The sequence below is a fragment of the Agrococcus sediminis genome (assembly GCF_007923295.1).
Taxonomy (GTDB): domain Bacteria; phylum Actinomycetota; class Actinomycetes; order Actinomycetales; family Microbacteriaceae; genus Agrococcus; species Agrococcus sediminis.
The window spans coordinates 254,802-281,455 of record NZ_VOIR01000011.1; the positions used below are offsets into that span (position 1 = coordinate 254,802).

The following is a 26,654-nucleotide window of genomic DNA, read 5'->3' on the forward strand; positions in this document are numbered from 1 at the left end:
GCTCATCGCGGTCCTGGCCCGCGTGCTCTACGGCGCCGTGCCGTGGATGACGCAGGAGCTGACGAACGCGGCCATCCTGGTCGGCGTCGCCGGCATCGCCGTCGTCGTCCTGCAGTGGCTGCTCGACCGCCTCCTGCAGCCGGCGGCACCGCGCGTGCGCAGCGCCGTCATGCGGCTGCTCGGCGCGGCGCTCGTCATCGCGCTCGTCATCCTCGCCCAGATGGCCGAGAGCATCCCCGCGCTCGACTGGGTCACGCCCGCGCTCGTGCTCGCGGCGCCCATCGTCGGCTGGCCGCTCGCGGCCGCGCTGCTGGCGACGGCGGCCATCGCGTTCCTCCCCGATCGCATCCGCCGCCACGTGCGGCTCATCGCCTGGCTCGTCGCCGCGGTCGCCGTCGTGGCCGTCGCGTTCGTGCTCGAGCAGGGCCGCGAGCAGCCGATCGGCGTCTGGCCGTGGGCCGCCGCCGCGGCGCTCAGCATCGTCGGCGTGCTCGGCTACCTCGCCGACCAGCACGACGACTCGAAGCCGATGCTCGTGTTCCTCATGCCGGCGGCGCTGCTGCTCACGGTGGGCCTCGTCTACCCGGCGATCCGCACGACCGTCCTCGCGTTCACCGACGCGAGCGGCACGTTCAACGGCATCGAGAACTTCGTCTGGATGTTCACGCAGCCCGAGGCGCTCGTGACGCTCGGCAACACCGTCGTGTGGGTCATCCTCGTGCCGCTGCTGTCGACCGCGATCGGCCTCGCCTACGCGGTGTTCATCGACAAGAGCCGCGGCGAGCGCGTCTACAAGATGCTCGTGTTCATGCCGATGGCCATCTCGATGGTCGGCGCGAGCATCATCTGGCGCTTCATGTACGCCTACCGCGGCCCCGAGCAGGAGCAGATCGGCCTCGTCAACCAGGTCATCGTGTGGTTCGGCGGCGAGCCGCAGCAGATCCTGCAGAACAGCCCGTGGAACACGCTCGCGCTCATCGTCGTGATGATCTGGATCCAGACCGGCTTCGCCATGGTCGTGCTCTCGGCCGCCATCAAGGGCGTGCCGACCGAGCAGCTCGAGGCGGCCGAGATCGACGGCGCCAACCCGTGGCAGCGCTTCGCGAACGTCACGGTGCCGGGCATCCGCACCTCGCTCGTCGTGGTCGTGACGACCATCTCGATCGCGACGCTCAAGGTGTTCGACATCGTCCGCACGATGACCGCGGGCAACTTCAACACCTCCGTCGTCGCGAACGAGATGTACACGCAGGCGTTCCGATCCGGCGAGCCGGGCCGAGGCGCGGCACTGGCGCTGATCCTGTTCATCATGGTGCTGCCGGTGGTCGTCTACAACATCCGCGTCCTGAACCAGCAGAAGGCGATCCGATGAGCTCCGTTGCCGTGACCCCAGACCCCGAGATCACCCCTAAGTCGGCGGATGCGTCGCTCGGCGGCACGACGCGGGCGGACCGCGTCAAGCGCAGGCTCACGAGCCCGGGCGCGACCATCGCGGCGCTCATCATCGCCGTCATCTGGACCATCCCGACGTTCGGCCTGCTGCTGTCGTCCTTCCGGCCCGCGGGCCAGATCTCGACGACCGGCTGGTGGACGTTCTTCGGCGACCCGCAGCTGACGCTCGCGAACTACGGCGAGGTGCTCTTCTCGGGCTCGGCGTCGTCGCCGCAGCTGGGCGAGTACTTCGTCAACTCGCTCGCGATCGCGATCCCGGGCACGATCATCCCGCTCGTGCTCGCGGCGCTCGCGGCCTACGCCTTCGCGTGGGTGAAGTTCAAGGGCTCGTCGACCCTCTTCGTCGTGGTCTTCGCGCTGCAGATCGTGCCGCTGCAGATGGCGCTCATCCCGTTGCTGCAGCTGTTCGTGACCTTCCTGCAGCCGTTCCAGGACGCGCTGCACGAGGCGGTGCCGTTCATCAGCGAGCGCCAGTTCCTGCCGGTCTGGATCGCGCACGCGATCTTCGGCCTGCCGCTGGCGATCTTCCTGCTGCACAACTTCATCTCGGCGATCCCCGCCGACGTCATCGAGGCCGCGCGCGTCGACGGCGCAGGGCACGGGCAGATCTTCTTCCGCATCATCCTGCCGCTCGCGACGCCGGCGATCGCGTCGTTCGCGATCTTCCAGTTCCTGTGGGTCTGGAACGACCTGCTGGTCGCGCTCGTGTTCTCCTCCGGCACACCGGACACCGCGCCGCTGACGCAGCGATTGGCCGAGCTCGCGGGCTCCCGAGGCGAGAACTGGGAGCGGCTCACCGCCGGCGCGTTCGTGTCGCTCGTCGTGCCGCTGCTCGTGTTCTTCGGGCTCCAGCGGTACTTCGTCAGGGGCCTGCTCGCGGGGTCTGCCAAGGGTTGAGCGCGCAGGGCGCAATGCGGCACCGCCGCGTTGCGCCCGGAGCGCTCAAGGTCGAGTAGCCGGGCGCAGCCCGGCGTACCGAGACCTGCTCCACGCAGCACGATGCCGCCCAGCCAGCCGCCCCGCCCCCGCGATACCCTGGACGCGGTGAGCCGGGAAGCCTGGTCGGCGTCCCGCTGAGCGACCCGGCTCGGCGGTGCCGAGAGGAGCGCCATGCAGTCCACCCCGCCCATCCGCCGTCGCGAGCGACTCGCGCAGAGCCTGCGCCTCGAGACCACGAGCGGCGCGCTGCTGCTCGTCGCCGCCGCCGTCGCCCTCATCTGGGCGAACTCGCCGTGGCGCGACTCGTACGCCGCGCTCATGGAGACGACCGTCGGGCCGGCGGCGCTGCACCTCGACCTGAGCGTCGCCACCTGGGCGGCCGACGGGCTGCTCGCGATCTTCTTCTTCGTCGTCGGCGTCGAGCTGAAGCACGAGATCGTCGCCGGGAGCCTCCGCAACCCCCGGCAGGCGGCGGTGCCCGTGCTCGCCGCGGTCGGCGGCATGGCGCTGCCGGCGCTCGTCTACGTCGGCGTCGTGCTCGCCGCCGGCGACCCCGAGGCGCTCACCGGCTGGGCGATCCCGGCGGCGACCGACATCGCCTTCGCGCTCGCGGTGCTCGCCATCTTCGGGCGCGGCCTGCCGACGGCGCTGCGCACCTTCCTGCTCACGCTGGCGGTGGTCGACGACCTGCTCGCGATCGTCGTGATCGCCGTCTTCTACACGGCGGGCGTGCAGCTGCTCGCGCTGCTCGGCGCGCTGCTCGCGGTCGCGGTCTTCGCCCTGGTGGTGCGCACGCGCTGGGCGCGCTGGTGGCTGCTCATCCCCATCGCGCTCGTCGCGTGGTGGCTCATGCACGAGTCGGGCGTGCATGCGACGATCGCGGGCGTGCTGCTCGGCGCGGTCGTGCCCGCGAAGCCCGTGCTGGGGGAGTCGGAGACGCGCACGCACCGCTTCGAGGCGGCGGTGCGCCCGTGGTCGACCGCGATCGCGCTGCCGATCTTCGCGTTCTGCTCGGCGGGGGTCTCGGTCGCCGACGGCGGCGGGTTCGCCGAGGTGGCGTCGCAGCCGGTGCTGCTCGCGGTCGTCGCCGGGCTCGTGCTCGGCAAGCTCGTGGGCGTGCTGGGCGTCACGGCGATCGTCACGCGCGTCACGCCGCTGCGGCTGCCCGACGGCATCGGCCTGCGCGACCTGCTGCCGGTGGCGCTGCTCACCGGCATCGGGTTCACCGTCTCGCTGCTCATCACCGAGCTCTCGTTCGACGACGCCGCGCGCACGGACGCGGCGAAGCTCGCGGTGCTCATCGGCTCCGGCCTCGCCGCGGTGCTCGCGGCGCCGCTGCTGCGCTGGGATGCGAAGCAGGCCCGCAGCGCCGACATGAACGAGGACGGCGTCGCCGACGCGCCCCAGGAGCGCATCGGCGGCTGAGCCCGGCTACCGCGGCGCTGCGAGCGCGCGGTGCACCGGCACGACCGCGGCCGCGCTCCACGCCTGCGGGCGGCACGACGCCGGGTAGGCGACCGGCGTCGCCGCCTCGTCGGCGCCGAACCCGGCGAACAGCTCGGGCAGCCGCCCATCGAAGGCGTCGGCCGTGCGCACGAGCTGCGCCGAGAGCGTCCGGGCCTCGGCCGTGAGGCCGGCCCGGAGCATCCCCTCGATCACGACGCCCGTGTCGTGCGGCCACACCGAGCCGCAGTGGTACGACAGCTGCCAGTAGCCGCCCTCGTCGGAGGCCATGGTGCGCAGGCCCCAGCCCGACGCGAAGCGCTCGTCGACGAGCAGGCGCGCGACCGCGGCCTCCTCCTCGGCCGACAGGAGCGAGGTGCCGAGCAGCTGGCCCATGTTCGACGTCTTCGCGTCGACCGGGGTGCCCGAGCCGTCGAGGGGCAGAGCCCCGAGCTGCACACGCTGACCACCGGTGTCGGCTCGCTCGTGTCGGGGCAGCTGGGCTCGGGCACGCAGTTCCCGCTCAAGCTCGCGGCGGCGGTGCTCATGACGATCCCGGTCGCGGTGATGTTCTTCATCTTCCAGAAGCGCATCATGTCGACGACGGAGGGCGGCGAGAAGGGTTGAGGCCGGAGGGCGCAATGGCGGCCGAGCCGCCGTTGCGCCCGCAGGCCTCAAGGTCGAGGAGCGCGCGGCGAAGCCGCACGCGTCCCGAGACCTCTGCACTCCCGCAGGCGTCGAGGTCGAGGAGCATCGTCGCGCCCCGGCCCCCGTCTACTCCACCGACGGCGGCGACCGATCCGGCTCCACGAGCCGCAGGTACGCGTGCTCGCGGCGCACCGCGCCGCCCGCCGCGACGCGCTGCGCGCGCGCCGGCTCTGCGTCGCGCGCGGGCTCCGGCGCGCTCGGCGCGAGCGGCGTGAGCGCGTGCAGGTGCCGCTCGACCGCGATCGGCCCGACCGCGCTCGCGGCGCGGGCGGTGAGCGCCTGGTGCACCGGCACCACGGCTGCCGCGCTCCACGCCTGGGGCGAGCACGCCCCGGGGACGGGGATCGGCGCGGCGGTGTCGTCGAGCCCGTAGCCGGCGTACAGCTGCGGCATCCGGCCCTGGAACGCATCCGCCGCCCGCTCGAGCTGCTCGGCGAGCGCCGCGGCCTCCGCGCCGAGCCCCGCGCGCAGCAGGCCCTCGATCGCGACGGCCGTGTCGTGCGGCCAGATCGCGCCGCAGTGCTGGGACATCGGCCAGTAGCCGCCCGCGTCGGTCGCCATCGTGCGGAGGCCGAAGCCCGACGAGAGCCGCGGGTCGAGCAGCAGGCGGGCCACCTCGCGCTCCTCCTCGGCCGACAGCAGCGTCGTGCCGATGAGCTGCCCGATGTCGCTCGTGAGCGCGTCGACCTGGGGACCCGAGGCCTCGAGCGCGAGGGCCGGGAAGCGCTCGCGGCCGTGCTCGACCCAGAAGGCCGCGCGGAAGCGCTCGCGCAGCCGCTCCGCCCAGCCTCGCCACCGCTCGCCGCCGTCGCCGAGCGCGTCGAGCAGGTCGGCGGCGCCGACCGCGGCCCGCACGGCGAGCCCCTGCACCTGGGCGACCGCGAGCGAGCCGGCGGCGATGCCGCCGTCGGCGAAGCGCATGGCGTCGGCGGAGTCCTTCCAGGCCTGGTTCGCGAGGCCCGTGCCCGACTCCTCGGGGTAGCTGAGGAACCCGTCGCCCGTGCGCGTGTCGAGCCACCAGAGCGCCGCGTGCAGTGACGGGCGCAGCTCGCGCACCGCCTGGAGCGGCAGCCCCGCCCGCCAGGCGTCGTGCAGCAGCACGATCCACAGCGGCGTCGCGTCGATGGAGCCGAAGTAGACCGGCGGCAGCTCGACGCCCATCCAGGGCAGCTCGATGGAGTCCTGCCGCAGCTCGTGCAGGATGCGGCCGGGCTCCTCGCCGGTGGCAGGATCGGTGCGCACGCCCTGCCGGGCGGCGAGCGTGCGCAGCGTGCCCTCGGCGAGGTCGGTGCCGAGCGGCAGCAGCAGCCGCGAGGCGATGAGCGCGTCGCGCGCGACCATCGTCACGTGCCAGGGGGCGCCCGCGGCGGGGAACGCGCCGTGGCCGGCGTCGAGCAGGAGGTCCTCGAGGTCGGTCACGGCGCGCTCGGCCCACCGGTCGAGCGCGGGCCGGCCGGTCGGTCGCACGCCCGCGCACGGCGCGGGGCACGGCGTGCCGGTCACCGCGAGCGTCGGGTCGTCGAGCTCGAGCTCGAGCGCGAAGCCGGCCCAGTCGTCGGGCAGCACTACGCTGTGGCGCGAGGCGATGACGCGGCTGCCCTCGACGCGCAGCTCACCGCCGCGGCTCGTGCAGCGCAGCACCCGGGTGCCGTCGGTGGCGATCGCGACGCCGTCCTCGACGCGGATGCGCAGCTCGACCGGGCGCGGATCCCCGGCGCGGACCGTCCACATCGGCGCGAGCTCGATGTCGCAGACGAGCTCGACCGCGGCGTTGACGGGCACGTCGCGGCCGTTGACGATCGTCACCCGCTCGACGACCGCGCCCGGCGCGACCTCGCGCATCCGCTCGACCATGACGCGCGCCGCGGGGGCGCGCGCGTCGAGGTCGCGCGCGACGGCGTGGAAGACGACCCAGTCGGCCTCGTCTGCGGTCGTGATGTGCTCGACGGGCGCGCCGTCGACGAGCAGCTCGACGCCCCGCACGTAGCGCCAGTCGCCGTGGTAGACGCCGTAGGCGCTGCTGCCGCCCATCGTGCCGTCGCGGTGCGACCAGACCTGCGTGGGAGCCGCGAGCGCCACGAGCTCGGTGTGGAGGAGCGGCGGTCTCCCGACACCCCTGCTCTGCTCGTGACACATGGGCTTCCGATCGCTGTGCGGTGCGGCTGGCCCAAAACTAGTCCTGTTGCAGAACCGCGTCCCGCAAGGCGCCCTCAGCCTTCGCGCACGAGTGCCGCAGGCCGTGCGCGTCTGCTGAGCGCCATCGCCGCCGAGGCGCTAGGGGGTCGGCCGGCGCGCGTCGTAGGCGAGGAACGAGCGCTGCGCGCGCGTCACGACGGCGATGAGCACGACGATGAGGATGCCGCCGAGCAGCGGCGGCGCCCAGAGCGCCACGAGCGTGGTCGCGATGCCCGCGTAGAGGTCGCCGATGCGCGGGCCGCCGGTGACGACGACGGTGAACAGGCCCTGCGTGCGGCCGCGCATGTCGTCGGGCGCGGCGGTGAGCATCATCGTCGAGCGGAAGATCGCGCTGATCTCGTCGCTCGCGCCCATGCCGGCCATCGCGATCGCGGCGACGGCGAGCGCCGGCCACGACACCTGCGGCCACGCTGCGGCGACCGGCCCGCCCCAGCCGAGCGCCATGGCGAGGATGACGGCGCCGAGCAGCAGCACGAACGCCCCGTAGACGGTGATGGCCCGCGCGACCGCGACGCCGTGGCGGTGGATGTGCGCGACCGGGCCCGAGAAGAGGCTCGCCAGCAGCGTGCCCATGGCAGCCGCCGCGGTCAGGGCGCCGACGGTGACAGGACCGCCGCCGATGGCGACGGCGCCGATCGCGGGCAGCAGCGCGTAGGGCCGGCCGAACGTCATCGCGATGATGTCGACGACGAACGACATGCGGATGTTGGGCGCCTGGCGCAGGAAGCGGTAGCCGTCGCGCAGCGACGCGAGGCCCGGCTTCGCGACCGCGCCGAGCGGGGGCAGGCGCGGCAGGCCGAGCACGCCGAGGAAGCCGGCGGTGAAGAGCGCCGCGTCGATCGCGAACGTGATCGGCAGGCCGACGGTCGCGACGAGCACGCCGGCGGCCGCGGGGCCCAGCGTCAGCATGGTGCCCATCGCGATGCCGTTGAGCGCGGCCGCGCGCGAGAGGAGGTGCGCGGGCAGGATGCGCGGGGTGACGGCGCTGCGCGTCGCCCCCGAGATGGTCGCGGCGACGGTGTTGATCGTCGTGAGCACGTAGAACGGCCACACCGGTGCGCGGCCGCCCTCGGCGACGAGCGCGGCGTCCCACGTCGAGAGCGCGACGAGGCCGAGCACGGCACCCCAGCCGGTGAGGCTCGAGGCGATGAGCAGGGCGCGCCGGTCGAAGGCGTCGGCGAGCATGCCGCCCCAGAGGCCTGCGACGACCATGGGCAGCAGCGCGATGCCGCCGACGAGTGCGACCATCATCGTGCTCGCGGTCATGTCGAAGATCTGCAGGCCGACGGCGACGACCGTCATCTGCGCGCCGATGCCGCTGATCGCGTTGCCGATCCAGAGCCTGGCGAAGGCGGGCGAGGCGCGGAGCGGTGCGAGGTCGACCATGCGGCGGCGCGGCGCCTCGGCGTCGCCGGGGGCGTGCTGCCCGCGCTCGGCGGCGCGCGGGAGGATCGCGTGGTCGCCGGTCACCGGGTCGCTCGGGAGCGGGTCGGTGGGGCCGAAGCCGGCGTCGAGCGCGCCGGTCTCGAGCGGATCGGCGTCGCCGCGGCCGTCAGCGCCGCCGCGAGGCGGCGTCACGCGACGTCGTCGATGCCGTACAGCGCCTGGATCGCGGCGAGGAAGTCGTCGTGCCTGCCCTCGGCGGCGAGCTCGCGCGCCCGCACGGTGGGCTTGTGCAGCAGCACGCCCGCGAAGTGGCGCAGCGCCTGCTCGGCGAGGCGCCGCTCCTCCTCGGTGCCACGCTTGGCGATGCGGGCGAGCTCGGCGTCCATCGCGCCCTGCACGTGCTCGCGCAGCGCCGCGATCGCGGGGCCGAGCTGCCGCTCGGCGGTGCCGCGCTCGAAGCGCGCGGCGGCCTTCCGCACGAGGTGGCGGGCGTCCTCGGTGGCGGTGAGGTGCTCGAGCGGCGCGTGCAGGCGGATCGTCTCGAGGTCGAGCACCTCGACGCCGTGCACGGTCGCGACGTCGGGGTCGACGTTGCGGGGCATGCCCATGTCGATCACGAGCTGCGAGGCGCGGCCGTGGTCGACCGGGCACTCGGCGCCGGGGCCCGCGTGCAGCGGGCAGCCCTCGGCGGTGGGGTCGAGCGCGACGGGGCAGGTGGATGCGTCGTGCGGCTGCACGGCGGAGCCGGGGAAGGCGTGGGTCGCGGCGAGCCGCTCGCGGCCGGCCCGGAGCAGCGCGGCGTCGACCACGTGGTGGTCGGCGCTCGTGCACGTGACGATGACGTCGGCGGTCGCGGCGGCGAGCGGGGCGTCGCGCGGGTCGACGTAGCCGATCGCGTGGCTGCGGGCGAAGCCGGCGCCGCGGTCGGAGGGGCTCCAGACCTCGATGTGCTGGGCGCCGCGGCGGCGCAGCTCGGCGAGCGAGACGCCCGCGAAGCGGCCGGTGCCGACGAGCAGCACGCGCGCGCCGGTGAAGTCGACGCGGGCGCTCGCGAGGTCGAGCGCGAGGCGCACGATCGAGCGGCCGGCCTCGCCGATGCCGGTGCGGTTCTTGATGCCGCGCTGCGTCTCGGACGCGCGCTGGAAGAGGCGCTCGAGGCTCGGGGAGGTCGTGCCGGCGTCCTGCGCCGACTGCAGCGCGCGGCGCACCTGGCCGGCGATCTCGCCCTCGCCGACGACGACCGACTCGAGGCCGGCGGCGACGGCGAACAGGTGCTCGGCGGCGCGGCCCTCGACGAGCGGCTCGAGGGTCTCGGGGTGGTGGAACCCGAGCGCATCCGTCGCGGCCGTCTGCGCGATGCCCGGCGCCTCGTCCCGGTCGGCGTCGACGTCGAGGTACACCTCGAAGCGGTTGCAGGTGGAGACGACGATCGCGCCCTCGATCGACGGGTGCGAGGCGAAGGAGGTGGGCAGCTGCGCGGCGTCTGCCGACGACAGGGCCTCGAGGGCTGTGAAGTCGGCGTTCTTGTGACTCGCCGTCAGGCAGATGAGCACCCGACCATCCTACCGCGTCCCCCAGCCCGCCCCGTCGGCGGCGGGCGAGCGCCCCCAGCGCGGAGGTGGGACAATGGATGCGATGCCTGCGCTGCCCGAGACCCACCCGCTCAACACCCGCACCGGAGCCTCCGGCCTGGTGCGCGCCTACCGCGGCGACCGCCCGGAGGTCACGCCCGTGTGGTTCATGCGGCAGGCGGGGCGCTCGCTGCCCGAGTACCGGTCGCTGCGCCAGGGCCGCGACATGCTCGACACGTGCCTCGACCCGGTGCTCGCGAGCGAGATCACGCTGCAGCCGGTGCGCCGCCACGGCGTCGACGCGGCCATCTTCTTCAGCGACATCATGGTGCCGCTGCGCCTCGTCGGCGTCGACGTGACGATCGAGCCCGGCGTCGGTCCGGTCGTCGCCGAGCCCGTGCGCACCCCCGCCGACGTCGAGCGCCTCGTCGCGCTCGACCCGGCCCGCCTCGACGAGGCGCTCGAGCCGATCCGCGAGGGCGTGCGCCAGACGATCGCGGGGCTCGCCGAGATCGGCGACGGCACGACCCCGCTCATCGGCTTCGCGGGCGCCCCCTTCACGCTCGCCGCCTACCTCGTCGCCGGCCGCCCGTCGAAGGACCACCTCGAGGCGCGCACCCTCATGCGCTCCCACCCCGACGCGTGGGACGCCCTGACCCGCTGGGCGGCCGACGTCACGGGCCGCTTCCTGCGCGCGCAGGTCGAGCAGGGCGCGAGCGCCGCGCAGCTGTTCGACTCGTGGGCGGGCTCGCTGCCGCTCGAGCAGTACCGCGAGCACGTCGCTCCGGCCTCGCGCCTCGCGCTCGACGCCGTGCGCGACCTGACCGACGCATCCGGCCGCCGCGTGCCGCTCGTGCACTTCGGCGTCGGGGCGGGCGAGCTCTACGGCGCGATGGACCTCGACGTCGACTGCATCGGCGTCGACTGGCGCGTGCCGCTCGACCAGGCGCTCGAGCGCATCGACGCCGACGTGACCGTGCAGGGCAACCTCGACCCGGCGGTGCTCGGCGCTCCGTGGGAGATCGTCGAGGCCGCGATCGACCACGTGCTCATCGCGGGATCCGTCGCGCGCGCGCACGTGTTCAACCTCGGCCACGGCGTGCCGCCGACGGCCGACCCCGCGGTGCTGACCCGCATCGTGCAGGCGGTGCATGCGCGGTGACCGACGTGACCGGGGCTGAGCCCGGCCCCGAGGCCGGCGCCGCGCCCGCCGAGGGTGCGGATGCGCCCGGCGGCGCGGGCGCCGAGCGCTGGGACACGATCGTGGCCGGCGCGGGCGTCGCGGGCCTCACGGTCGCGCACGAGCTGGCCGCCCGCGGCTACCGGGTGCTCGTGCTCGAGGCCTCCGATCGCCTCGGCGGCGTCGCGAGCCCGATCGAGGTCGACGGCCTCGCGCTCGACGCGGGCGCCGAGTCGTTCGCGACCCGCGGCGGCGCGGTCGCCGAGCTCGCGCGCGAGCTGGGACTCGGCGACGACATCGTGAGCCCCAACCCGGCCGGCGCCTGGCTGCAGCTCGCCGACCGCGCCGTGCCGCTGCCGAAGCACACGCTGCTCGGCATCCCCTCGTCGCCGCTCGCGCGCGACGTCATCGACGTGCTCGGCTGGGGCGGCGCCGTGCGCGCCTACCTCGACCGCCTCATGCCGGTGCTGCGCATCGGCAAGGACGACGCGCTCGGCCCGCTCGTGCGCCGCCGCATGGGGAGGAAGGCCCTCGACCGGCTGGTCGGCCCGCTCGCCGGCGGCGTCTACTCGGCCGACCCCGACCTGCTCGACGTCGCGACGGTGGCGCCGGGCCTCAACAACGCGCTCACGCAGGCCGGATCGCTCTCGGGCGCCGTGGCGGTCGTGCTCGAGGAGCGCGCCGCCGCGGTCGCGCGCGGCGACGCCGCCCCGAGCAACGCGAGCCGTCCGGGCAGCGCCGTGCAGGGCATCCGCGGCGGCGTCCACCGCCTCACCGCCGCGCTCGCCGAGCGGGCGCGCGAGCACCGCGCCGAGCTGCGCACGGGCGTGCGCGTGCTCGCCGCCGAGCCGACCGGCACCGGCTGGACCCTGCAGACGGATGCGGGCGTCTTCGACGCGTCGTCGCTGGTCGTCGCGCTTCCCGAGGCCGAGGCGCTGCGCGTGCTCGCCGGCGTCGACGGCTTCGCCGGGCTCGCCGCCGACGCGGGCGGCGTGACCGTCGAGCTCGTCACGCTCGTGCTGCCCGCCGGCGCGATCGAGGGCGACCCGCGCGGCACGGGCGTGCTCGTCGCCGGCGACGCGCCCGCGGTGCGGGCGAAGGCGATGACCCACTCGAGCGCCAAGTGGCCGTGGCTGCGCGAGGCCGCCGGCGGCCGCGAGGTCGTGCGCCTCAGCTACGGCTCCGGCCGCACCCCGCCCGCGACCGAGGGCCTCGACGACGCGGCGGCCGTCGCGCTCGCGCTCGCCGACGCGCGCGCGATCCTCGGCCGCGAGCTGCCCGAGCCCGTCGCCGCCGCGCGCGTGCGCTGGCAGCAGGGCCAGCCGGCGAGCGTCGTCGGTGCGGCCGCCCGGCAGCGGGCGATCCGCGCCGCCGCGGCCGCGCACGAGCAGCTGCTCGTCGTCGGCGCCGCCGTCGCCGGCACGGGCCTCGCGCAGGTCGTGCCCGACGCCCGCGCCGCCGCGCTCGGCATCCGGCGGGAGCGCTTCGTCGAGCCCGGGAGGCCCTGGACCGACGACGTCGCCCCCGAGGAGGGGGCCGCCGGCCCCGCGCCCGACGGCGACGACGCGCGGGCATCCGCCGGCGCATCCGCCCCGAACGACACCGCGGGCGCCCCCGGCGCCGCGGCCGACGACACCGCGACCGCACACGACCGAGGAGAGGCATGAGCGAGCACGAGCACGCCCATCACGAGCAGCCCGACGAGCACGGGCAGGCCGAGGCGCAGGACGACGGCTTCACCATCTGGAGCGTGCACCGCCGCGGCGGCCCGGCCGCGAACGGCGGCCGCGCGCCGCTCGAGAAGGAGCTCGCGGCGCTCGAGGCCGAGGGCATCATCGCCCGCGGCATCTACGACGTCTCCGGCATGCGCGCCGACGCCGACATCATGGTCTGGCTGCACGGCACCGCCGGCACGCGCCCCGAGGCGCTGCAGGCGGCGATGCGCCGCGTGCGCCGCTCGCGCGAGCTCGCCGGCACGACGCTGGTGTGGAGCGCCATGGGCGTGCACCGCGACGCCGAGTTCAACAAGCAGCACGTGCCCGGGTTCATGCGCGGGATCGCGCCCAAGCGCTGGGTGACCGTCTACCCCTTCAACCGCTCCTACGACTGGTACCTGCTGCCGGCCGAGGACCGCAGCCGCATGCTCGCCGAGCACGGCCGCGCGGGCGCCGCCTACCGCGGCGTGCTCGCGAACACCGTCTCGGCGTTCGCGCTGGGCGACTACGAGTGGATCCTGCCGCTCGAGTCCGACGAGCTCGTCGAGCTCGTCGACATGATGCGCGAGCTGCGCGCCGTCGAGGCGCGGCTGCACGTGCGCGACGAGGTGCCGTTCTTCACGGGCCGCAGGATCGCGGTCGACGAGATCGAGGAGGTGCTCGCATGAGCGAGATGACGGATGCGCCCCAGGGCGGATGCTGCGGCGGCGGGTGCTGCGGCGGGATGCAGCAGCAGCCCGAGCAGCAGCAGGCGGAGCAGCAGGCGGCCCGGCGCGAGACCAAGGCGCCGGCGGCGACGGCCGTGCACCTGGAGCCGGGAGCGGCCGTCGCGAGCGCGACGCCGGCCGCCCAGCCGGGCCCCGAGCACGTGGAGGAGCCGGTCGCGTACGACGGCATCCTGCTGTCGGGCTTCGGCGGGCCGGAGGGGCAGGACGACGTGCTGCCGTTCCTGCGCAACGTCACCCGCGGCCGCGGCATCCCCGACGAGCGGCTCGAGGAGGTGGCGACCCACTACCGCCACTTCGGCGGCGTCAGCCCCATCAACCAGCAGAACCGCGACCTGAAGGCCGCGCTCGAGGGCGCGCTCGCCGAGGCCGGCGTCGACCTGCCCGTCTACTGGGGCAACCGCAACTGGGCGCCGTACCTCGACGAGGCGCTGCAGCAGGCCGCCGATGCGGGCGCGACGCGGCTGCTGGCCATCCCCACCTCGGCCTACTCCTCCTACTCGTCGTGCCGGCAGTACCGCGAGGACTGGGCCGACGCGCTCGAGGCGACCGGGCTGCAGGCGTCGATGCAGATCGACAAGGTGCGCCAGTTCTTCAACCACCCGGGCTTCCTCGCGCCGTTCGTCGACGGCGTGCGCGCGACGGTCGCCGAGGCGCGCGAGGCCGGTTTCGCCGACGGCGACGTCGAGGTGCTCTTCGCGACCCACAGCATCCCCACCGCCGACGCGGAGCGCTCTGGCGCGCCCGACCTGCACGAGTGGGGTCCGGGCGGCGGCTACGAGGCGCAGCACCTCGCCGCCGCGGAGTGGGTCATGGGCGAGGCGGCGCCGGGCGTCGCCTGGCAGCTCGTCTACCAGTCGCGCTCCGGGCCCGCCTCGCAGCCGTGGCTCGAGCCCGACATCAACGACGCGATCGACGAGCTCCCGGTCGGCGACGGCGGCCGCAAGGCGGTCGTGATCGTGCCGCTCGGCTTCGTGAGCGACCACATGGAGGTCATGTGGGACCTCGACGAGGAGGCCATCGAGACGGCCACCGAGCGGGGCCTGTGGGTGCGCCGCGCGCCGACGCCGGGCGTCGACCCGCAGTACGTGGGCGCGCTCGTCGACCTCGTGCAGGAGCGGCTCGAGGGGCGGCCGGTCGCCGAGCGCAAGGCGGTCACCTCGATCCACACCTGGTACGACGTGTGCCGGCCGGGCTGCTGCGAGAACCCGCGGCTCGGCTTCCGGCCCGCGATCGCCGGGCTGCAGCCGTGACGCTGCGCGTCGGCACGCGCGGCTCGGCGCTCGCGATGGCGCAGACGAAGGCGCTCGCCGCGCGCTTCGCGGGCGACGTCGAGATCGTCGAGATCACGACGAAGGGCGACGTCGACCGCACCTCGCTGTCGCAGCTGGGCGGCACGGGCGTGTTCGTCTCGGCGCTGCGGGATGCCCTGCTCGAGGGCCGCGTCGACGTCGCGGTGCACTCGATGAAGGACCTCCCCACGGCGCCCGCCGCCGGCATCGAGCTCGCCGCGGTCGCGAAGCGCGAGGATCCCCGCGACGCGCTGTGCGCCCGCGACGGGCTCACGCTCGCCGGGCTCCCCGAGGGCGCGAAGGTCGGCACCGGGTCGCCGCGGCGCGCGGCGCAGCTGCGCCTCGCGCGGCCCGACATCGAGGTCGTCGACATCCGCGGCAACGTGCCCACGCGCCTCGCGCGGGCGCAGGGCGACGACGCCGACCTCGACGCGGTCGTGCTCGCGCTCGCGGGCCTCAAGCGCCTCGGGCTCGACGGCAGCGCGACCGAGCTGCTCGACCTCGTCGACTTCCCGACCGCGCCCGCGCAGGGCGCGCTCGCCGTCGAGATCCGCGAGGGCGACGGCGCGAGCCGCGCCGCCGTCGCGAAGACCGACCACGGCCCCACCCGGGCCGCGGCCGACGCCGAGCGGCGCGTGCTCGCGGGCCTCGAGGCCGGATGCGCGGCACCGGTGGCCGCGCACGCCGAGGTCGCCGACGGGATGCTCTTCCTCACCGCGATCGCGTACGCGACCGACGGCTCCCGCCGCCTCGGCGCATCCCACGCCTTCACGCTCGACTCGACGGCGCCCGCCGACCTCGCGGAGGGCGCGCGCGACGTGGCCGAGCGGGCGGTCGCCGAGCTGCTCGAGGCCGGCGCCGCCGACCTCGTGCACGAGGCGCGCACCGAGGGCTGAGGCTCCGGCGGATCGGGCGGCGCGCGGGTGGTCGGGCGCGCCGCGTCCGCCGCCTCTGCGAGACTGCTCGGCACCGACCCAGGGAGGAAGCCATGCGCGTCCTGATCCCCCGTGGCGGCAGCTGGGGCGACGAGGTCGCCCGGCTCGTCACCGACGCGGGCTTCGAGCCGCTGATCCTGCCGCTCGTCACGATCGAGCCGGCCGAGGACCAGGAGCACCTGCAGCGCATCCTCGCGCAGCTCGCCGAGGGCCGCTTCGACTGGCTCGTCGTCACGAGCCAGTCGACCGTGCGGGTGCTGCCGCGCGTGCCGGTCTCGGTGCACGTCGCCGCCGTCGGCGCGGTGACGGCCGCATCGCTGCGGGAGCGCGGCGTGCCGGTCGCGTTCATCCCCACGAAGCAGTCGGCGGCCGGGCTCGTCGACGAGTGGCCCATCCGCGAGGGGCGGGTGCTCTGGCCGCACGCGCTCGACGCGCGGCCGACGATCGCCGACGGGCTGCGGCGCCACGGCATGCAGGTGACAGAGGTGGTCGCGTACCGCACGGTGCCGGTGTTCGAGTCGGGCGACGCGCTCGCCGAGGCGGTCTCGACGCAGACGGGCGCGATCCCGGTCGTCGGCGCGGATGCGACGCGGCAGCAGGAGGAGCTGCAGGCGGCGGGGGAGGACGGCGCCGATGCCGTGCTGACCGCCGTCGAGCCGGCCGAGACGCCGATCGACGCGGTGCTGGTCACCTCGGGCTCGGTCGCGAAGCAGGTCGCGCGGCTCGGCCTCGCGGGCGACACGCGCATCATCGCGATCGGCGACCAGACCGCCGAGGACTGCCGCAAGCACGGCCTGCGGGTCGCGGGCATCGCGCAGCGGCCGAACGCGCAGGCGCTCGTCGCGGCGCTCGTGGCGGCCGCGGGGCGCTGAGCCCGGCGCCGCCCCGCACTGATCCCCCGCAAGCGCTCCGTTCCCCCCGCAGAGGGACCCCTTCGACCGAACGGGACCCGGTGCACCGGGTCCTCCCGGGTGGAACGGGTCCTCGAGGGTGGAACGGGTCGCGCGCGGCGTACCGTGGGCGCATGAGCGAGCACGCCCGCGACACGAACCCCGCGCTCCAGGCGCTCGCCGCCTCCGGCCTCGAGCACGAGATCACCCGGCACGGGCGCGTCGGATCGCTCGCCGAGGCCGCCGAGGCTCGCGGCGTGAGCCCCGCCGAGGTCATCAAGACGATGGTCGTGCGCCGCGGCGAGGGCGACCACCTGCTCGTGCTCGTGCCCGGCGACCGCACGATCGCGTGGCCGAAGCTGCGCGAGCTGCTCGGCGTCAGCCGGCTGTCGATGCCCGACGGCGAGGCGGCGTTCGCGGTGACGGGGTTCCGCCGCGGCACGATCACCCCGTTCGGCACGACGCGGCCGCTGCCCGTCGTCGCCGACGAGCGCGTGCTCGGCCACCGCGTCTCCATCGGCGGCGGCGACCACGGGGTCGCGGCGACGGTCGACGGCGACGCGCTCGTCGCGCACCTGGGCGCGCAGGTCGCCGACGTGACCGATCCCGAGGCGCCGCGCTGACGCATCCACCCTCACGCGCGACGCCACGGGGCGCTGGCGCGCACCCCGCCGGGCGTGTAGCGTCGCTCGAGCAGTCGTCGGCGGTGTCAGCGCCGACGCCCTCCGCACCCCCAGGAGCCACGATGACCGAGATCCACGGAGCCGCGACCCGGCGCTGACCCGACGACCACGCATCGTCGACCCATCCGTCAGCGCTCCCCGCTCTCGGAGGATCCCTCTTGGCACACCCTGTCATCGCGCTCTCGCGCGTCTCGTTCCAGTGGCCCGACGGCACGCCCGTGCTCGACGGCGTCTCCAGCGCGCTCGGCCACGGGCGCACCGGCCTCGTCGGCATGAACGGCGCCGGCAAGTCCACGCTGCTGCGCCTCATCGCCGGCTCGCTCTCGCCCGCCGCAGGCGACATCGTCGTGCACGGCACGGTCGCCGCGCTGCCGCAGCAGCTGGCTCTCGGGCCCGGCACAGTGGCGGATGCGCTCGGCATCGCGGGCGTGCTCGACGCGATCGCGGCCATCGAGTCGGGCGACGTCGCCCCGCACCGCTTCGACGAGGTCGGCGACCGCTGGGGCGTCGAGGCGGAGGCGCTCGCGGAGCTCGCCGCCCTCGGCCTGGCCGGCGACGCCGACCTGCTGCGCCGCCCGATCGCGACGCTCTCCGGCGGCGAGGCGGTGCTCGTCGGGCTCGCCGCGATCCGGCTGCAGCGCGCCGACATCGCGCTGCTCGACGAGCCGACGAACAACCTGGACGCCGACGCCCGCGCGCGGCTCCACGACGCGGTCGGCGCGTGGCGCGGCTCGCTCGTGGTCGTCAGCCACGACGTCGCGCTGCTCGAGCGGGTCGACCGCATCGCCGAGCTGCACGCCCCCGGACCGGGCACCGGCTCGGTGCTGCGCACGTTCGACGGGCCGCACTCGGCCTACCGGGCAGCGCTCGAGGCGGAGCAGGCGGCGGCGGCGCAGGACGTGCGCGACGCCGAGCAGCTGCTGCGCCGCGAGCGGCGCGAGCGCATCGAGGCGGCCGAGCGGCGCTCGCGGTCGCAGGCCGCGGGGCGGCGCGCGTTCCTCGCGGGCGGCATGCCGAAGATCATCGCCGGCGGCCTGCAGCGGAAGGCCGAGCGCACGACCGCGCGCTCGAAGGCGCTGCACGAGGGGCGCGAGTCGACCGCCGCCTCGGCGCTCGAGGCGGCAGCGGCGCGCGTGCGCGACGACCGCACCATCCGCATCGCCCTGCCCGGCACGCGCGTGCCCGCGGGGCGGGACGTGCTCGCGCTGCGGCTGCCCGGCGGCGAGGCGGTCGCGGTGCGCGGGCCCGAGCGCATCGCCCTCACGGGCGCCAACGGGGCGGGCAAGACGACGCTGCTCGACGCGATCGCCGGCACGGCGGCCTCCCGGGCCGACGGCCGGCCCGCGCCCGTCGCCGAGGTGACCCACCGCATCCGCGAGACCGCGATGCTGCCGCAGCGCATCCGGTTCCCGGACGAGGACGCCACGCTCGTCGACGCCGTGCGCGAGACGGCGCCGACCCGGTCGCCGCTCGAGGTGCGGGCGCAGCTCGCGCGCTTCCTCTTCCGCGGCGACCGCGGCGAGCAGCGGGTGCGCGAGCTCTCGGGCGGGGAGCGGTTCCGGCTCGCGCTCGCGCGGCTGCTGCTCGCCGACCCGGCGCCGCAGCTGCTGCTGCTCGACGAGCCGACCAACTCGCTCGACCTCGACAGCGTCGACCGGCTCGTGGAGGCGCTCGCGGCCTACGAGGGAGCGCTCGTGGTGGTGAGCCACGACGCCGCGTTCGTCGACCGTCTCGGCATCGCGCGGGAGTGGAGGGTCGAGGGGCGCAGGCTCGACGATCGCGGCGTAGCATCCAGGTGACCAGCACCCGCGGAGGCAGCCATGCGCTTCGATCGGCAGGCGCTCGACGAGGCCGTCGCCAAGCGCGCCTTCACCGGCGTCGTGACGATCGACGAGGGCGAGCGGCGCACGCTCGAGCGCTGCGAGGGCTTCCTGCACCGGGCGCACGGCGTGCCGATGATCCCCGAGGCGCGCATCGCGATCGCGAGCGGCAGCAAGTCGTTCACCGCCCTCGCGGTGCTGCGGCTCGTCGAGCAGGGCGCGCTGCGGCTCGACCAGCCGGTGCGCGCGCTGCTCGGCGACGACCTGCCGCTCGTCGACGCCGCCGTCACGATCGAGCACCTGCTCACCCACACCTCCGGCATCGGCGACTACCTCGACGAGGAGGCCGAGTGGGAGGTCTCGGACTTCGTGCTGAGCGTGCCCGTGCACCGGCTGACCACCGCGGAGGCGTTCCTGCCGGTGCTCGACGGGCACCCGCAGGCGTTCGCGCCGGGGGAGCGGTTCGCGTACTGCAACGGCGGCTACATGGTGCTCGCCGTGCTGCTCGAGCGGGCGACCGGCGAGACCTACCACCAGGCGGTGCGCCGCCTCGTGCTCGAGCCGGCCGGGCTCGCCTCGACCGGGTTCCTGCCGCTCAACGCGCTCCCCGCCGACGCGGCGCTCGGCTACCTCGACGACGAGGGCGACCTCGTCAACACGCTGCACCTGCCGGTGCTCGGCAACGGCGACGGCGGCGCGTTCACGACCGCCGCCGACCTGCACCGCTTCTGGCTCGCGCTGCTCGACGGGCGCATCGTCTCGCGCGCGACGGTCGACGCGATGATGCGGCCGCGCCACGACGTGCCCGACGAGGGACTGCGCTCCGGGATGGGCCTCTGGCTGCACGCGACGCATCCGGCCCTCGTGCTCGAGGGCTACGACGCGGGCGCCTCGTTCCGCTCGACCCACCTCATCGCGGCGCGGACGACGGTCAGCGTGCTCGGCAACAGCTCCGAGGGCGCGTGGCCCGTGATCGGCGCGCTCGCGAAGGCCGTCGACGCCGAGCTGCGGGCATGAGCGACCCGCACGTGCTCGGGCCCGGCCTCGCGCCGACGCCGTTCACCGCCGCCGAGATCCGCGCCGGCTGCCCCGACGGCCGCTGGGTGCTCTCGCGCACCGAGCGCGCCGGCGAGGTCGCCTTCCACCGGTCGGGCTTCGAGGAGGGCGACGCCGACGGCTGCACGTGCACGACGGTGACGACGGATGCGTCGGGCCGGCCGACGGGGCAGGTGCGGCGCCGCCGCGCGACGTGGCGCGAGCTGCAGGGCCACGCCGCGTTCCCGGCCGAGGCGACGTCGGTCGCGACCGAGCGCATCCGCCTCGCCGTCGGCGAGCTCGAGTGCCTGCGCTACGAGGTGCGGGGCGACGCGGGCACGAGCACGTTCTGGTTCGCGCTCGCGCACCCCGGCATGCCGGTGCGGTACCGCACCGGCGACGCCGAGGTGGAGGTCGTCGCGCTCGGCTGAGCGCCGCCGCCGCCGTCGCGGCCGTGCCGACCTCGTGTCGGCGGGCGCGAGTATCCTGGGGGGACATGGCTCCCACCCTCCGCCCCCGCAGGCTGCGGCAGAGCGCTCCCATGCGCCGCCTCGTGGCCGAGACCCGCATCCACCCCGCGCAGCTGGTGCTGCCGATGTTCGTCGCCGAAGGGCTGAGCGAGCCGAGGCCCATCTCGTCGATGCCCGGCCAGGTGCAGCACACGCTCGACTCCGCCGCGCGCGAGGTCGAGCGCGCGATCGCCGCCGGCGTCGGCGGCGTCATGCTCTTCGGCGTGCCCGAGCACAAGGACGCCGAGGGCTCGGGCGCGACCGACCCCGACGGCATCCTCAACGCCGCGACGCGCTTCCTCGCCGAGCGGTTCGGCGACGCGACGGTCGTGCAGACCGACCTCTGCCTCGACGAGTTCACCGACCACGGCCACTGCGGCGTGCTCGCCGCCGACGGCGCGGTCGACAACGACGCGACGCTCGAGCGCTACGCCGACATGGCGGTCGCCCAGGCTGCCGCCGGCTCCCAGATCCTCGGGCTCAGCGGCATGATGGACGGCCAGGTCGAGCGGGTGCGCGAGGCGCTCGACGCGGCCGGCCACCAGCAGACGGCGATCCTCGCCTACAGCGCGAAGTACGCCTCCGCCCTCTACGGGCCGTTCCGCGAGGCCGTCGACTCGAGCCTGCAGGGCGACCGCAAGACCTACCAGCAGGATCCGGCGAACCGCCGCGAGGGGCTCCGCGAGGCGCTGCTCGACCTCGCCGAGGGCGCCGACATCGTGATGGTGAAGCCGGCCTCCCTCTACCTCGACGTGCTCGCCGACGTGGCCGCCGCATCCGACGTGCCCGTGTGGGCCTACCAGGTGTCGGGCGAGTACGCGATGGTCGAGGCCGCCGCCGCGAACGGCTGGATCGACCGCGACCGCCTCATCGCCGAGAGCCTCACGAGCATCGTGCGCGCAGGCGCCGACGTGGTGCTCACCTACTGGGCGATCGAGCAGGCCGAGTGGCTGGGGGCCATGCGATGAGCACCAACGCCGAGCTCTTCGAGCGCGCCAAGCTCGCGATCCCTGGCGGCGTCAACAGCCCCGTGCGCGCCTTCGGCTCCGTCGGCGGCACGCCCGCCTTCCTCGTGCGGGCGCACGGCGCCCACGTGACGGATGCCGAGGGTCGCGACCTCGTCGACCTGGTCGCGAGCTGGGGCCCGGCCATCCTCGGCCACGCCCACCCCGAGGTGGTGGAGGCCGTGCAGGACGCCGCGGCCCACGGCCTCTCGTTCGGCGCGTCGACGCCCGCGGAGGCGCTGCTCGCCGAGGAGGTCGAGCGCCGAGTCGGCCCCGTCGAGCGGCTGCGGCTCGTCTCGACCGGCACCGAGGCGACGATGACCGCCATCCGCCTCGCCCGCGGCGCGACCGGGCGCGACCTGCTCGTGAAGTTCGACGGCCACTACCACGGCCACTCCGACGGCCTCCTCGTGGCCGCCGGCTCCGGCCTCGCGACGCTCGCCATGCCCGGCTCGGCCGGGATCCCCGCGTCGGTCGCCGCGACGACCGTCGTCGTGCCGTACAACGACCGCGAGGCGATCGAGCGGCTCTTCGCCGAGCGCGGCGACCAGATCGCCGCGATCATCGTCGAGGCGGCCGCCGCCAACATGGGCGTCGTGGCGCCCGACGGCGACTTCAACGGCTTCCTCGCGCGCACCGCGCACGCGCACGGCGCGCTGCTCATCAGCGACGAGGTGCTCACCGGCTTCCGCGTGCACCGCGCAGGGATGTGGGGCCTCGAGCAGTGGGCCGGCGACGAGGCGCCCGACCTCATCACCTTCGGCAAGGTCATCGGCGGCGGCATGCCGCTCGCGGCGCTCGGCGGCCGGCGCGACCTCATGGAGCTGCTCGCGCCGCTCGGCCCCGTCTACCAGGCGGGCACCCTGTCGGGGAACCCCGTCGCGGTCGCGGCGGGCCTCACGACGCTGCGGCTCGCGACCGACGAGGTCTACCGCCGCCTCGACGCGGCCGCCGACGTCATCACGGGCGCGCTCGCCGACGCGCTCACGGCCGAGGGCGTCGCCCACGCGATCACCCGCGTCGGCAGCCTCTTCTCGGTGGCCTTCCGCGAGGGCGCGCCGCGCGACTTCGACGAGGTGCGCGCGCAGGACGCCTTCCGCTACCCGCCGTTCTTCCACGCGATGCTCGACGCGGGCGTGAGCCTGCCGCCGAGCGCCTTCGAGGCGTGGTTCGTGACCGCGGCGCACGGCGACGAGCCGCTCGGCCGCATCGTCGAGGCGCTGCCCGCGGCTGCCCGCGCGGCGGCCGCCGCCAAGGGCGCCTGAGGGCCCGAAGCACCTAGCCTCCGGCGCTCGCCGGGACTACCGTTGCGGCATGGCGACGACGCTGGCGTGCCCCGAGTGCGGCACCCCCATGCGCGAGATCGTGTGGGGGTACGGCACGATCCCCGACGTGCTCGAAGCCGGTGACGTGGTGATCGGCGGATGCGTCGTCGACGTCGACGACGCCGGTCGCGTCGCCGCGCTCCAGTGCCCGATCTGCGGCACCCGCGCCGACGCCGAGGGCGTCGCGCTCGCGCGCCCCGAGCCCGCCGCGCCCGCCGAGCACCCCTTCGCCGTCAGCTTCAGCAGCCCGCCGCGCGGGAGATGGGAGGTCACGATGTCCGATCCAGCACCGACCCAGGGAGCCGCCGGTCCGCAGCCGAGCGGCACCGACGCCGCACCGCCGTTCGTCGACGAGGACTTCGGCGGCGCGCCCTCGGCGCCCGGCACGTGGCGCGACCGGGTGCAGCCCTACTCGTCGCACGAGGACGAGCTGCCGCCGCCGTCGGCGCCGACGCCCGACCACGTCGAGCCGTACGCCTCGCGCGAGGACGCGCTGCCGGCCGGCGGTGCGGCGATGCCCGACCGCGTCGAGCCCTACGCGGCCCGCGAGCACGACCTGCCCGCCGCATCCGCCCCCGCCCCCGACCACGTCGAGCCGTACGCGTCGCGCGAGGACGCGCTGCCCGACCGGAGCGCGGCGTGGCAGGAGCGCATCCCGCCGTTCAGCGGCGGCGCGGCCGACGACGCGGCGCCCGGCGAGGCGGTGCCGGGCGGCGAGGTGCCGGGCGAGGCGGCCGACGACGAGGTGCCGCTGCCGCTCGACGTGCGCATCGACCCGCGGTCGCTCGACACGAGCGACTTCACCGATGCCGAGGAGGAAGGGTGGCCGCCGCGGGGCGACTGACCGGCCTCAGAACAGCCGCGCGTGGCCCGAGTCGATGCCGCGCATGTCGTCGTAGTCGAGCACGACGCAGCGGATGCCGCGGTCCTCGGCGAGCGTGCGCGCCTGCGGCTTGATCTCCTGGGCGGCGAAGACGCCCGTCACGGGCGCGATGCGCGGGTCGCGGTTCAGCAGCTCCAGGTAGCGGGTGAGCTGCTCGACGCCGTCGATCTCGCCCCGCCGCTTGATCTCGACCGCCACGGTCGTGCCCGTCGCATCCTTCGCCAGGATGTCGACCGGGCCGATGGGCGTCATGTACTCGCGCCGCCACAGCTCCCAGCCGTCGCCGAGGCGCTCGATCTGCTCGGCGAGCAGCACCTGCAGGTGCGCCTCGACGCCGTCCTTCACGAGCCCCGGGTCGACGCCGAGCTCGTGGCTCGAGTCGGCGAGCACCTCGTGCACCGAGACGATGAGCGAGTCGCCCGTCTTGCGGTGCGTGACCGTCCACACCTCGGTGACGCCCGCGGCCCGCTGGTCGTCGTCGGGCTCGGATGCGCTGAAGACGGCGGGCGGGCTCATCCAGTTGAGCGGCTTGTACGAGCCGCCGTCGGAGTGCACGAGGATCGAGCCGTCGGCCTTGAGCATGAGCACGCGCGGCGCGAGCGGCAGGTGCGCCGACAGGCGCCCGGCGTAGTCGACGGAGCAGTGGGCGACGACGAGCCTCATGAGGCGACCTCCTGCGGCGTGGCGGGCGAGACGCGCTCGCGCGCGACGTGGCTGGTGACGAGCGAGAGCACCACGAAGACGAGCACGGCGAGCAGGGCGTTGCGCAGCCCCACGAGGTCGCCGAGCAGGCCCAGCAGCGGCGGGCCGGCGAGGAAGGCGATGTAGCCGATCGCCGAGACGGTGCCGACGCGCGCGGCGGCCATGCGCGGCTCGTCGGCGGCCGCGCTCATGCCGACCGGGAAGCCGAGGCTCGCGCCGAAGCCCCACAGCAGCACGCCGGCGACGACGAGCCAGGAGGCGTCCGCGAAGATCACGAGCAGGAGACCTGCGGCGGCGCACGCGGCGGTCGCGCGCAGCACCGGCACGCGGCCGAAGCGCGCGAGCATGCCGACGCCCAGCAGGCGGCCGCCGGTCATGGCGGTGAGGAACAGCGCGAGCATGAACGCGCCGCCCTCCTTCGAGAAGCCGTGGCCGTCGACCATCACGAGCGCGAGCCAGTCGTTGGCGCTGCCCTCGGTGAGCGACATGCCGAGCACGAGCAGGCCCAGCAGCAGCGTGCGCGGATCCTTCCAGACCGCGAGCCGCTCGCGCAGCGTCACCGGCTCCTCGTGCTCCTCGACCGTGTCGGCGGGCAGATGCCGGTGGACGACGAAGCCGAGCGCGATCGTCAGCACGGCGATCGAGGTCGCCTGCCAGCCGAGCCCGATGCCGAGCAGCTCGCAGAGGCCGCCGAGACCCGCGCCGGCGACGGTGCCGAACGAGAAGGAGGCGTGGAAGAGCGGCATGATGGGCTTCCCCAGCCGCCGCTCGTTGGCGGCGCCCGAGATGTTCATCGCCACGTCGGTGACGCCGGTGAGGCTGCCGCCCACGATGAACCCGGCGATCACGAGCCACGCCTGCCCGGCGTCGGCGGCCCATCCGGCGAGCGCGAGACCGCCCGAGACCGCGATCATGCCGAACGACACCACGAGCCGCGTGCCCACGGCGTGGATGATGTGGCTCGCCAGCAGCAGGCCCGTGACCGAGCCGACGGAGATGCCGAGCAGGATCATGCCCATCTCGCCGGTCGAGATGTCGAGCACGTCGCGCACGTGCGGCACGCGCGCCATCCAGCTGGCGTAGCCGAGGCCCATCGCGAAGAACGTCGCGAACACGGCGTTGCGCCAGGCGGTGAGGGAGTGCACCGATCCATTCTGCCGTGCCGGGGAGCCGGGCCGCGCCGGGCCGCCCGCGCAGGAGTAGCGTCAGCGCCATGGCGGATCGGGTCATCGAGACGAGCGGTCTCGACAAGCGGTTCGGGCGCGTGCAGGCGCTCGACGGGCTCGACCTCGTGGTCGAGCAGGGCGCGGTGCACGGCTTCCTCGGCCCCAACGGCGCCGGCAAGTCGACCACCATCCGGGTGCTGCTCGGCATGCTGCGCGCCTCCGGCGGCGAGGCGCGCGTGCTCGGCATGGATCCGTGGCGCGACGCGGTCGCGATCCACCGCCGCGCGGCGTACGTGCCCGGCGACGTGACCCTCTGGCCAGGCCTCACCGGCGGCGAGGCGATCGACACGATCACGCGCCTGCGCGGCCACCGCGCCCCCGCATCCGACCGGGCCCGCCTCATCGAGGCGTTCGACCTCGACCCGCGACGCCGCTCGAAGACCTACTCGAAGGGCAACCGGCAGAAGATCGCGCTCATCGCCGCGTTCGCGAGCGAGGCCGACCTCTACATCCTCGACGAGCCGACGAGCGGGCTCGACCCGCTCATGGAGAGCGTCTTCCAGGCCGAGATCCGCCGCGTCGCCGACCGCGGCGCGACGGTGCTGCTGTCGAGCCACATCCTCAGCGAGGTCGAGCGGCTCTGCTCGACCGTCTCGATCATCCGCGACGGGCGCATCGTCGAGGCCGGCACGCTCGAGCAGCTGCGCCACCTGCACCACACCGTCGTCGCCTACCGCGGCCCGGCGCCGGAGGGGCTGCCGCTCGCCGACGTCTCGGTCGACGGCGAGCACGTGCGCGCCTCCGTCGCCGCCGAGCACATGCCCGAGGTGCTGCGCTGGCTCGGCGACCGCGGGGCGCAGGCCGTCACGCTGACGCCGCCGAGCCTCGAGGAGCTGTTCCTGCGCCACTACGGCGACGAGGCGCGCGTCGACTCGGCGCGGGCCGAGCGCGCGAAGGGCCAGCGGCACGCCGACGAGACGGGCCTGGCGGACGGGCCTGATGCGGATGGGTCGGAGGCGGCGGATGCGCCGGCGGTCGCGCCGTCGTCGGCCGACGTCGACGACGTCCACGGCCGGCACGCGAGGTGAGCCGGCG

Annotated in this window: 23 protein-coding genes and 1 pseudogene; 18 read left to right on the forward strand and 6 right to left on the reverse strand. The window is 75.2% G+C overall.

Going from position 1 to position 26,654, the window contains the following annotated elements; translation table 11 throughout:
- Positions 1-220 precede the first annotated feature (220 nt).
- The 3 genes from FQ330_RS01675 (at position 221) to nhaA (ending at position 3,816) form a co-directional block, all read left to right on the forward strand.
- A complete protein-coding gene (locus tag FQ330_RS01675; RefSeq protein ID WP_146355316.1) occupies positions 221-1,372 on the forward strand; it encodes a carbohydrate ABC transporter permease in 1,152 nt (383 codons plus the stop codon).
- Positions 1,369-2,349: a carbohydrate ABC transporter permease gene (locus tag FQ330_RS01680; RefSeq protein ID WP_146354687.1), complete on the forward strand. Its 981-nt coding sequence runs from the start codon at positions 1,369-1,371 to the stop codon at positions 2,347-2,349. Before FQ330_RS01675 ends, FQ330_RS01680 begins: the two co-directional genes overlap by 4 nt.
- A gap of 213 nt (positions 2,350-2,562) precedes the next feature.
- Complete coding sequence (gene nhaA / locus FQ330_RS01685) at positions 2,563-3,816, forward strand: Na+/H+ antiporter NhaA (RefSeq protein ID WP_146354689.1); 1,254 nt, start codon at positions 2,563-2,565, stop codon at positions 3,814-3,816.
- 6 nt (positions 3,817-3,822) lie between these two features.
- Here nhaA and FQ330_RS01690 read toward each other — a convergent pair whose 3' ends face one another.
- Positions 3,823-4,293 (reverse strand): amylo-alpha-1,6-glucosidase, encoded by a 471-nt coding sequence (locus FQ330_RS01690; protein WP_225792677.1) that lies wholly within the window; start codon positions 4,291-4,293, stop codon positions 3,823-3,825.
- Between FQ330_RS01690 and FQ330_RS01695 the strand changes: the two are divergent.
- A pseudogene (locus tag FQ330_RS01695) lies at positions 4,267-4,461 on the forward strand (carbohydrate ABC transporter permease); the annotation flags it as partial. The gene FQ330_RS01690 and the pseudogene FQ330_RS01695 overlap by 27 nt on opposite strands.
- Before the next feature lie 147 nt (positions 4,462-4,608).
- On the opposite strand, the gene FQ330_RS01700 reads toward FQ330_RS01695, so the two are convergent.
- The 3 genes from FQ330_RS01700 to FQ330_RS01710 form a co-directional block, all read right to left on the reverse strand.
- Positions 4,609-6,678 (reverse strand): glycogen debranching N-terminal domain-containing protein, encoded by a 2,070-nt coding sequence (locus FQ330_RS01700; RefSeq protein WP_146354692.1) that lies wholly within the window; start codon positions 6,676-6,678, stop codon positions 4,609-4,611.
- Between the two features lie 138 nt (positions 6,679-6,816).
- Positions 6,817-8,316 (reverse strand): MFS transporter, encoded by a 1,500-nt coding sequence (locus FQ330_RS01705; RefSeq protein WP_225792636.1) that lies wholly within the window; start codon positions 8,314-8,316, stop codon positions 6,817-6,819.
- The gene (locus tag FQ330_RS01710; protein WP_146354694.1) at positions 8,313-9,677 is read right to left on the reverse strand and encodes a glutamyl-tRNA reductase; all 1,365 of its coding nucleotides are present in this window, start codon (positions 9,675-9,677) and stop codon (positions 8,313-8,315) included. The genes FQ330_RS01705 and FQ330_RS01710 overlap by 4 nt, the downstream gene beginning before the upstream one ends.
- An 82-nt stretch (positions 9,678-9,759) precedes the next feature.
- Here FQ330_RS01710 and hemE point away from each other — a divergent pair, with 82 nt between their 5' ends.
- From hemE to FQ330_RS01775, 13 genes are all read left to right on the forward strand, one after another.
- Positions 9,760-10,857, forward strand: coding sequence for a uroporphyrinogen decarboxylase (gene hemE, locus FQ330_RS01715; RefSeq protein WP_146354696.1), 1,098 nt, complete (start codon positions 9,760-9,762; stop codon positions 10,855-10,857).
- Complete coding sequence (gene hemG, locus FQ330_RS01720; protein ID WP_225792637.1) at positions 10,854-12,542, forward strand: protoporphyrinogen oxidase; 1,689 nt, start codon at positions 10,854-10,856, stop codon at positions 12,540-12,542. The genes hemE and hemG overlap by 4 nt, the downstream gene beginning before the upstream one ends.
- Positions 12,539-13,258, forward strand: a complete 720-nt coding sequence (hemQ, locus tag FQ330_RS01725; RefSeq protein WP_146354698.1) for a hydrogen peroxide-dependent heme synthase — start codon at positions 12,539-12,541, stop codon at positions 13,256-13,258. Before hemG ends, hemQ begins: the two co-directional genes overlap by 4 nt.
- 56 nt (positions 13,259-13,314) lie before the next feature.
- Positions 13,315-14,568, forward strand: a complete 1,254-nt coding sequence (locus tag FQ330_RS01730; protein WP_128189542.1) for a ferrochelatase — start codon at positions 13,315-13,317, stop codon at positions 14,566-14,568.
- A complete protein-coding gene (gene hemC / locus FQ330_RS01735) occupies positions 14,565-15,503 on the forward strand; it encodes a hydroxymethylbilane synthase (protein WP_225792638.1) in 939 nt (312 codons plus the stop codon). The genes FQ330_RS01730 and hemC overlap by 4 nt, the downstream gene beginning before the upstream one ends.
- 92 nt (positions 15,504-15,595) lie before the next feature.
- Positions 15,596-16,414, forward strand: a complete 819-nt coding sequence (locus tag FQ330_RS01740; RefSeq protein WP_146354700.1) for a uroporphyrinogen-III synthase — start codon at positions 15,596-15,598, stop codon at positions 16,412-16,414.
- Positions 16,415-16,566: 152 nt separating this feature from the next.
- Positions 16,567-17,055 (forward strand): aminoacyl-tRNA deacylase, encoded by a 489-nt coding sequence (locus tag FQ330_RS01745; RefSeq protein WP_146354702.1) that lies wholly within the window; start codon positions 16,567-16,569, stop codon positions 17,053-17,055.
- Positions 17,056-17,273: 218 nt separating this feature from the next.
- Positions 17,274-18,914, forward strand: a complete 1,641-nt coding sequence (locus tag FQ330_RS01750; protein ID WP_146354704.1) for an ATP-binding cassette domain-containing protein — start codon at positions 17,274-17,276, stop codon at positions 18,912-18,914.
- Between the two features lie 21 nt (positions 18,915-18,935).
- Positions 18,936-19,952, forward strand: a complete 1,017-nt coding sequence (locus FQ330_RS01755; protein WP_128189891.1) for a serine hydrolase domain-containing protein — start codon at positions 18,936-18,938, stop codon at positions 19,950-19,952.
- Positions 19,949-20,401: a hypothetical protein gene (locus FQ330_RS01760; protein WP_128189890.1), complete on the forward strand. Its 453-nt coding sequence runs from the start codon at positions 19,949-19,951 to the stop codon at positions 20,399-20,401. Before FQ330_RS01755 ends, FQ330_RS01760 begins: the two co-directional genes overlap by 4 nt.
- Positions 20,402-20,466: 65 nt before the next feature.
- Positions 20,467-21,447, forward strand: coding sequence for a porphobilinogen synthase (gene hemB, locus FQ330_RS01765; RefSeq protein ID WP_146354706.1), 981 nt, complete (start codon positions 20,467-20,469; stop codon positions 21,445-21,447).
- A complete protein-coding gene (gene hemL, locus FQ330_RS01770) occupies positions 21,444-22,748 on the forward strand; it encodes a glutamate-1-semialdehyde 2,1-aminomutase (protein ID WP_146354709.1) in 1,305 nt (434 codons plus the stop codon). Before hemB ends, hemL begins: the two co-directional genes overlap by 4 nt.
- A 49-nt stretch (positions 22,749-22,797) precedes the next feature.
- Positions 22,798-23,652: a hypothetical protein gene (locus FQ330_RS01775; protein ID WP_146354711.1), complete on the forward strand. Its 855-nt coding sequence runs from the start codon at positions 22,798-22,800 to the stop codon at positions 23,650-23,652.
- A gap of 6 nt (positions 23,653-23,658) precedes the next feature.
- On the opposite strand, the gene nucS is transcribed toward FQ330_RS01775, so the two are convergent.
- Positions 23,659-24,354 carry an endonuclease NucS gene (nucS, locus tag FQ330_RS01780; protein ID WP_128189886.1) on the reverse strand — a complete coding sequence of 232 codons (696 nt, stop codon included), beginning with the start codon at positions 24,352-24,354 and terminating at the stop codon, positions 23,659-23,661.
- The gene (locus FQ330_RS01785; protein ID WP_146354713.1) at positions 24,351-25,538 is read right to left on the reverse strand and encodes an MFS transporter; all 1,188 of its coding nucleotides are present in this window, start codon (positions 25,536-25,538) and stop codon (positions 24,351-24,353) included. The genes nucS and FQ330_RS01785 overlap by 4 nt, the downstream gene beginning before the upstream one ends.
- A gap of 68 nt (positions 25,539-25,606) precedes the next feature.
- Between FQ330_RS01785 and FQ330_RS01790 the strand changes: the two genes are divergently transcribed.
- Positions 25,607-26,647: an ABC transporter ATP-binding protein gene (locus FQ330_RS01790; protein ID WP_146354715.1), complete on the forward strand. Its 1,041-nt coding sequence runs from the start codon at positions 25,607-25,609 to the stop codon at positions 26,645-26,647.
- The last annotated feature ends 7 nt before the right edge of the window (positions 26,648-26,654 follow it).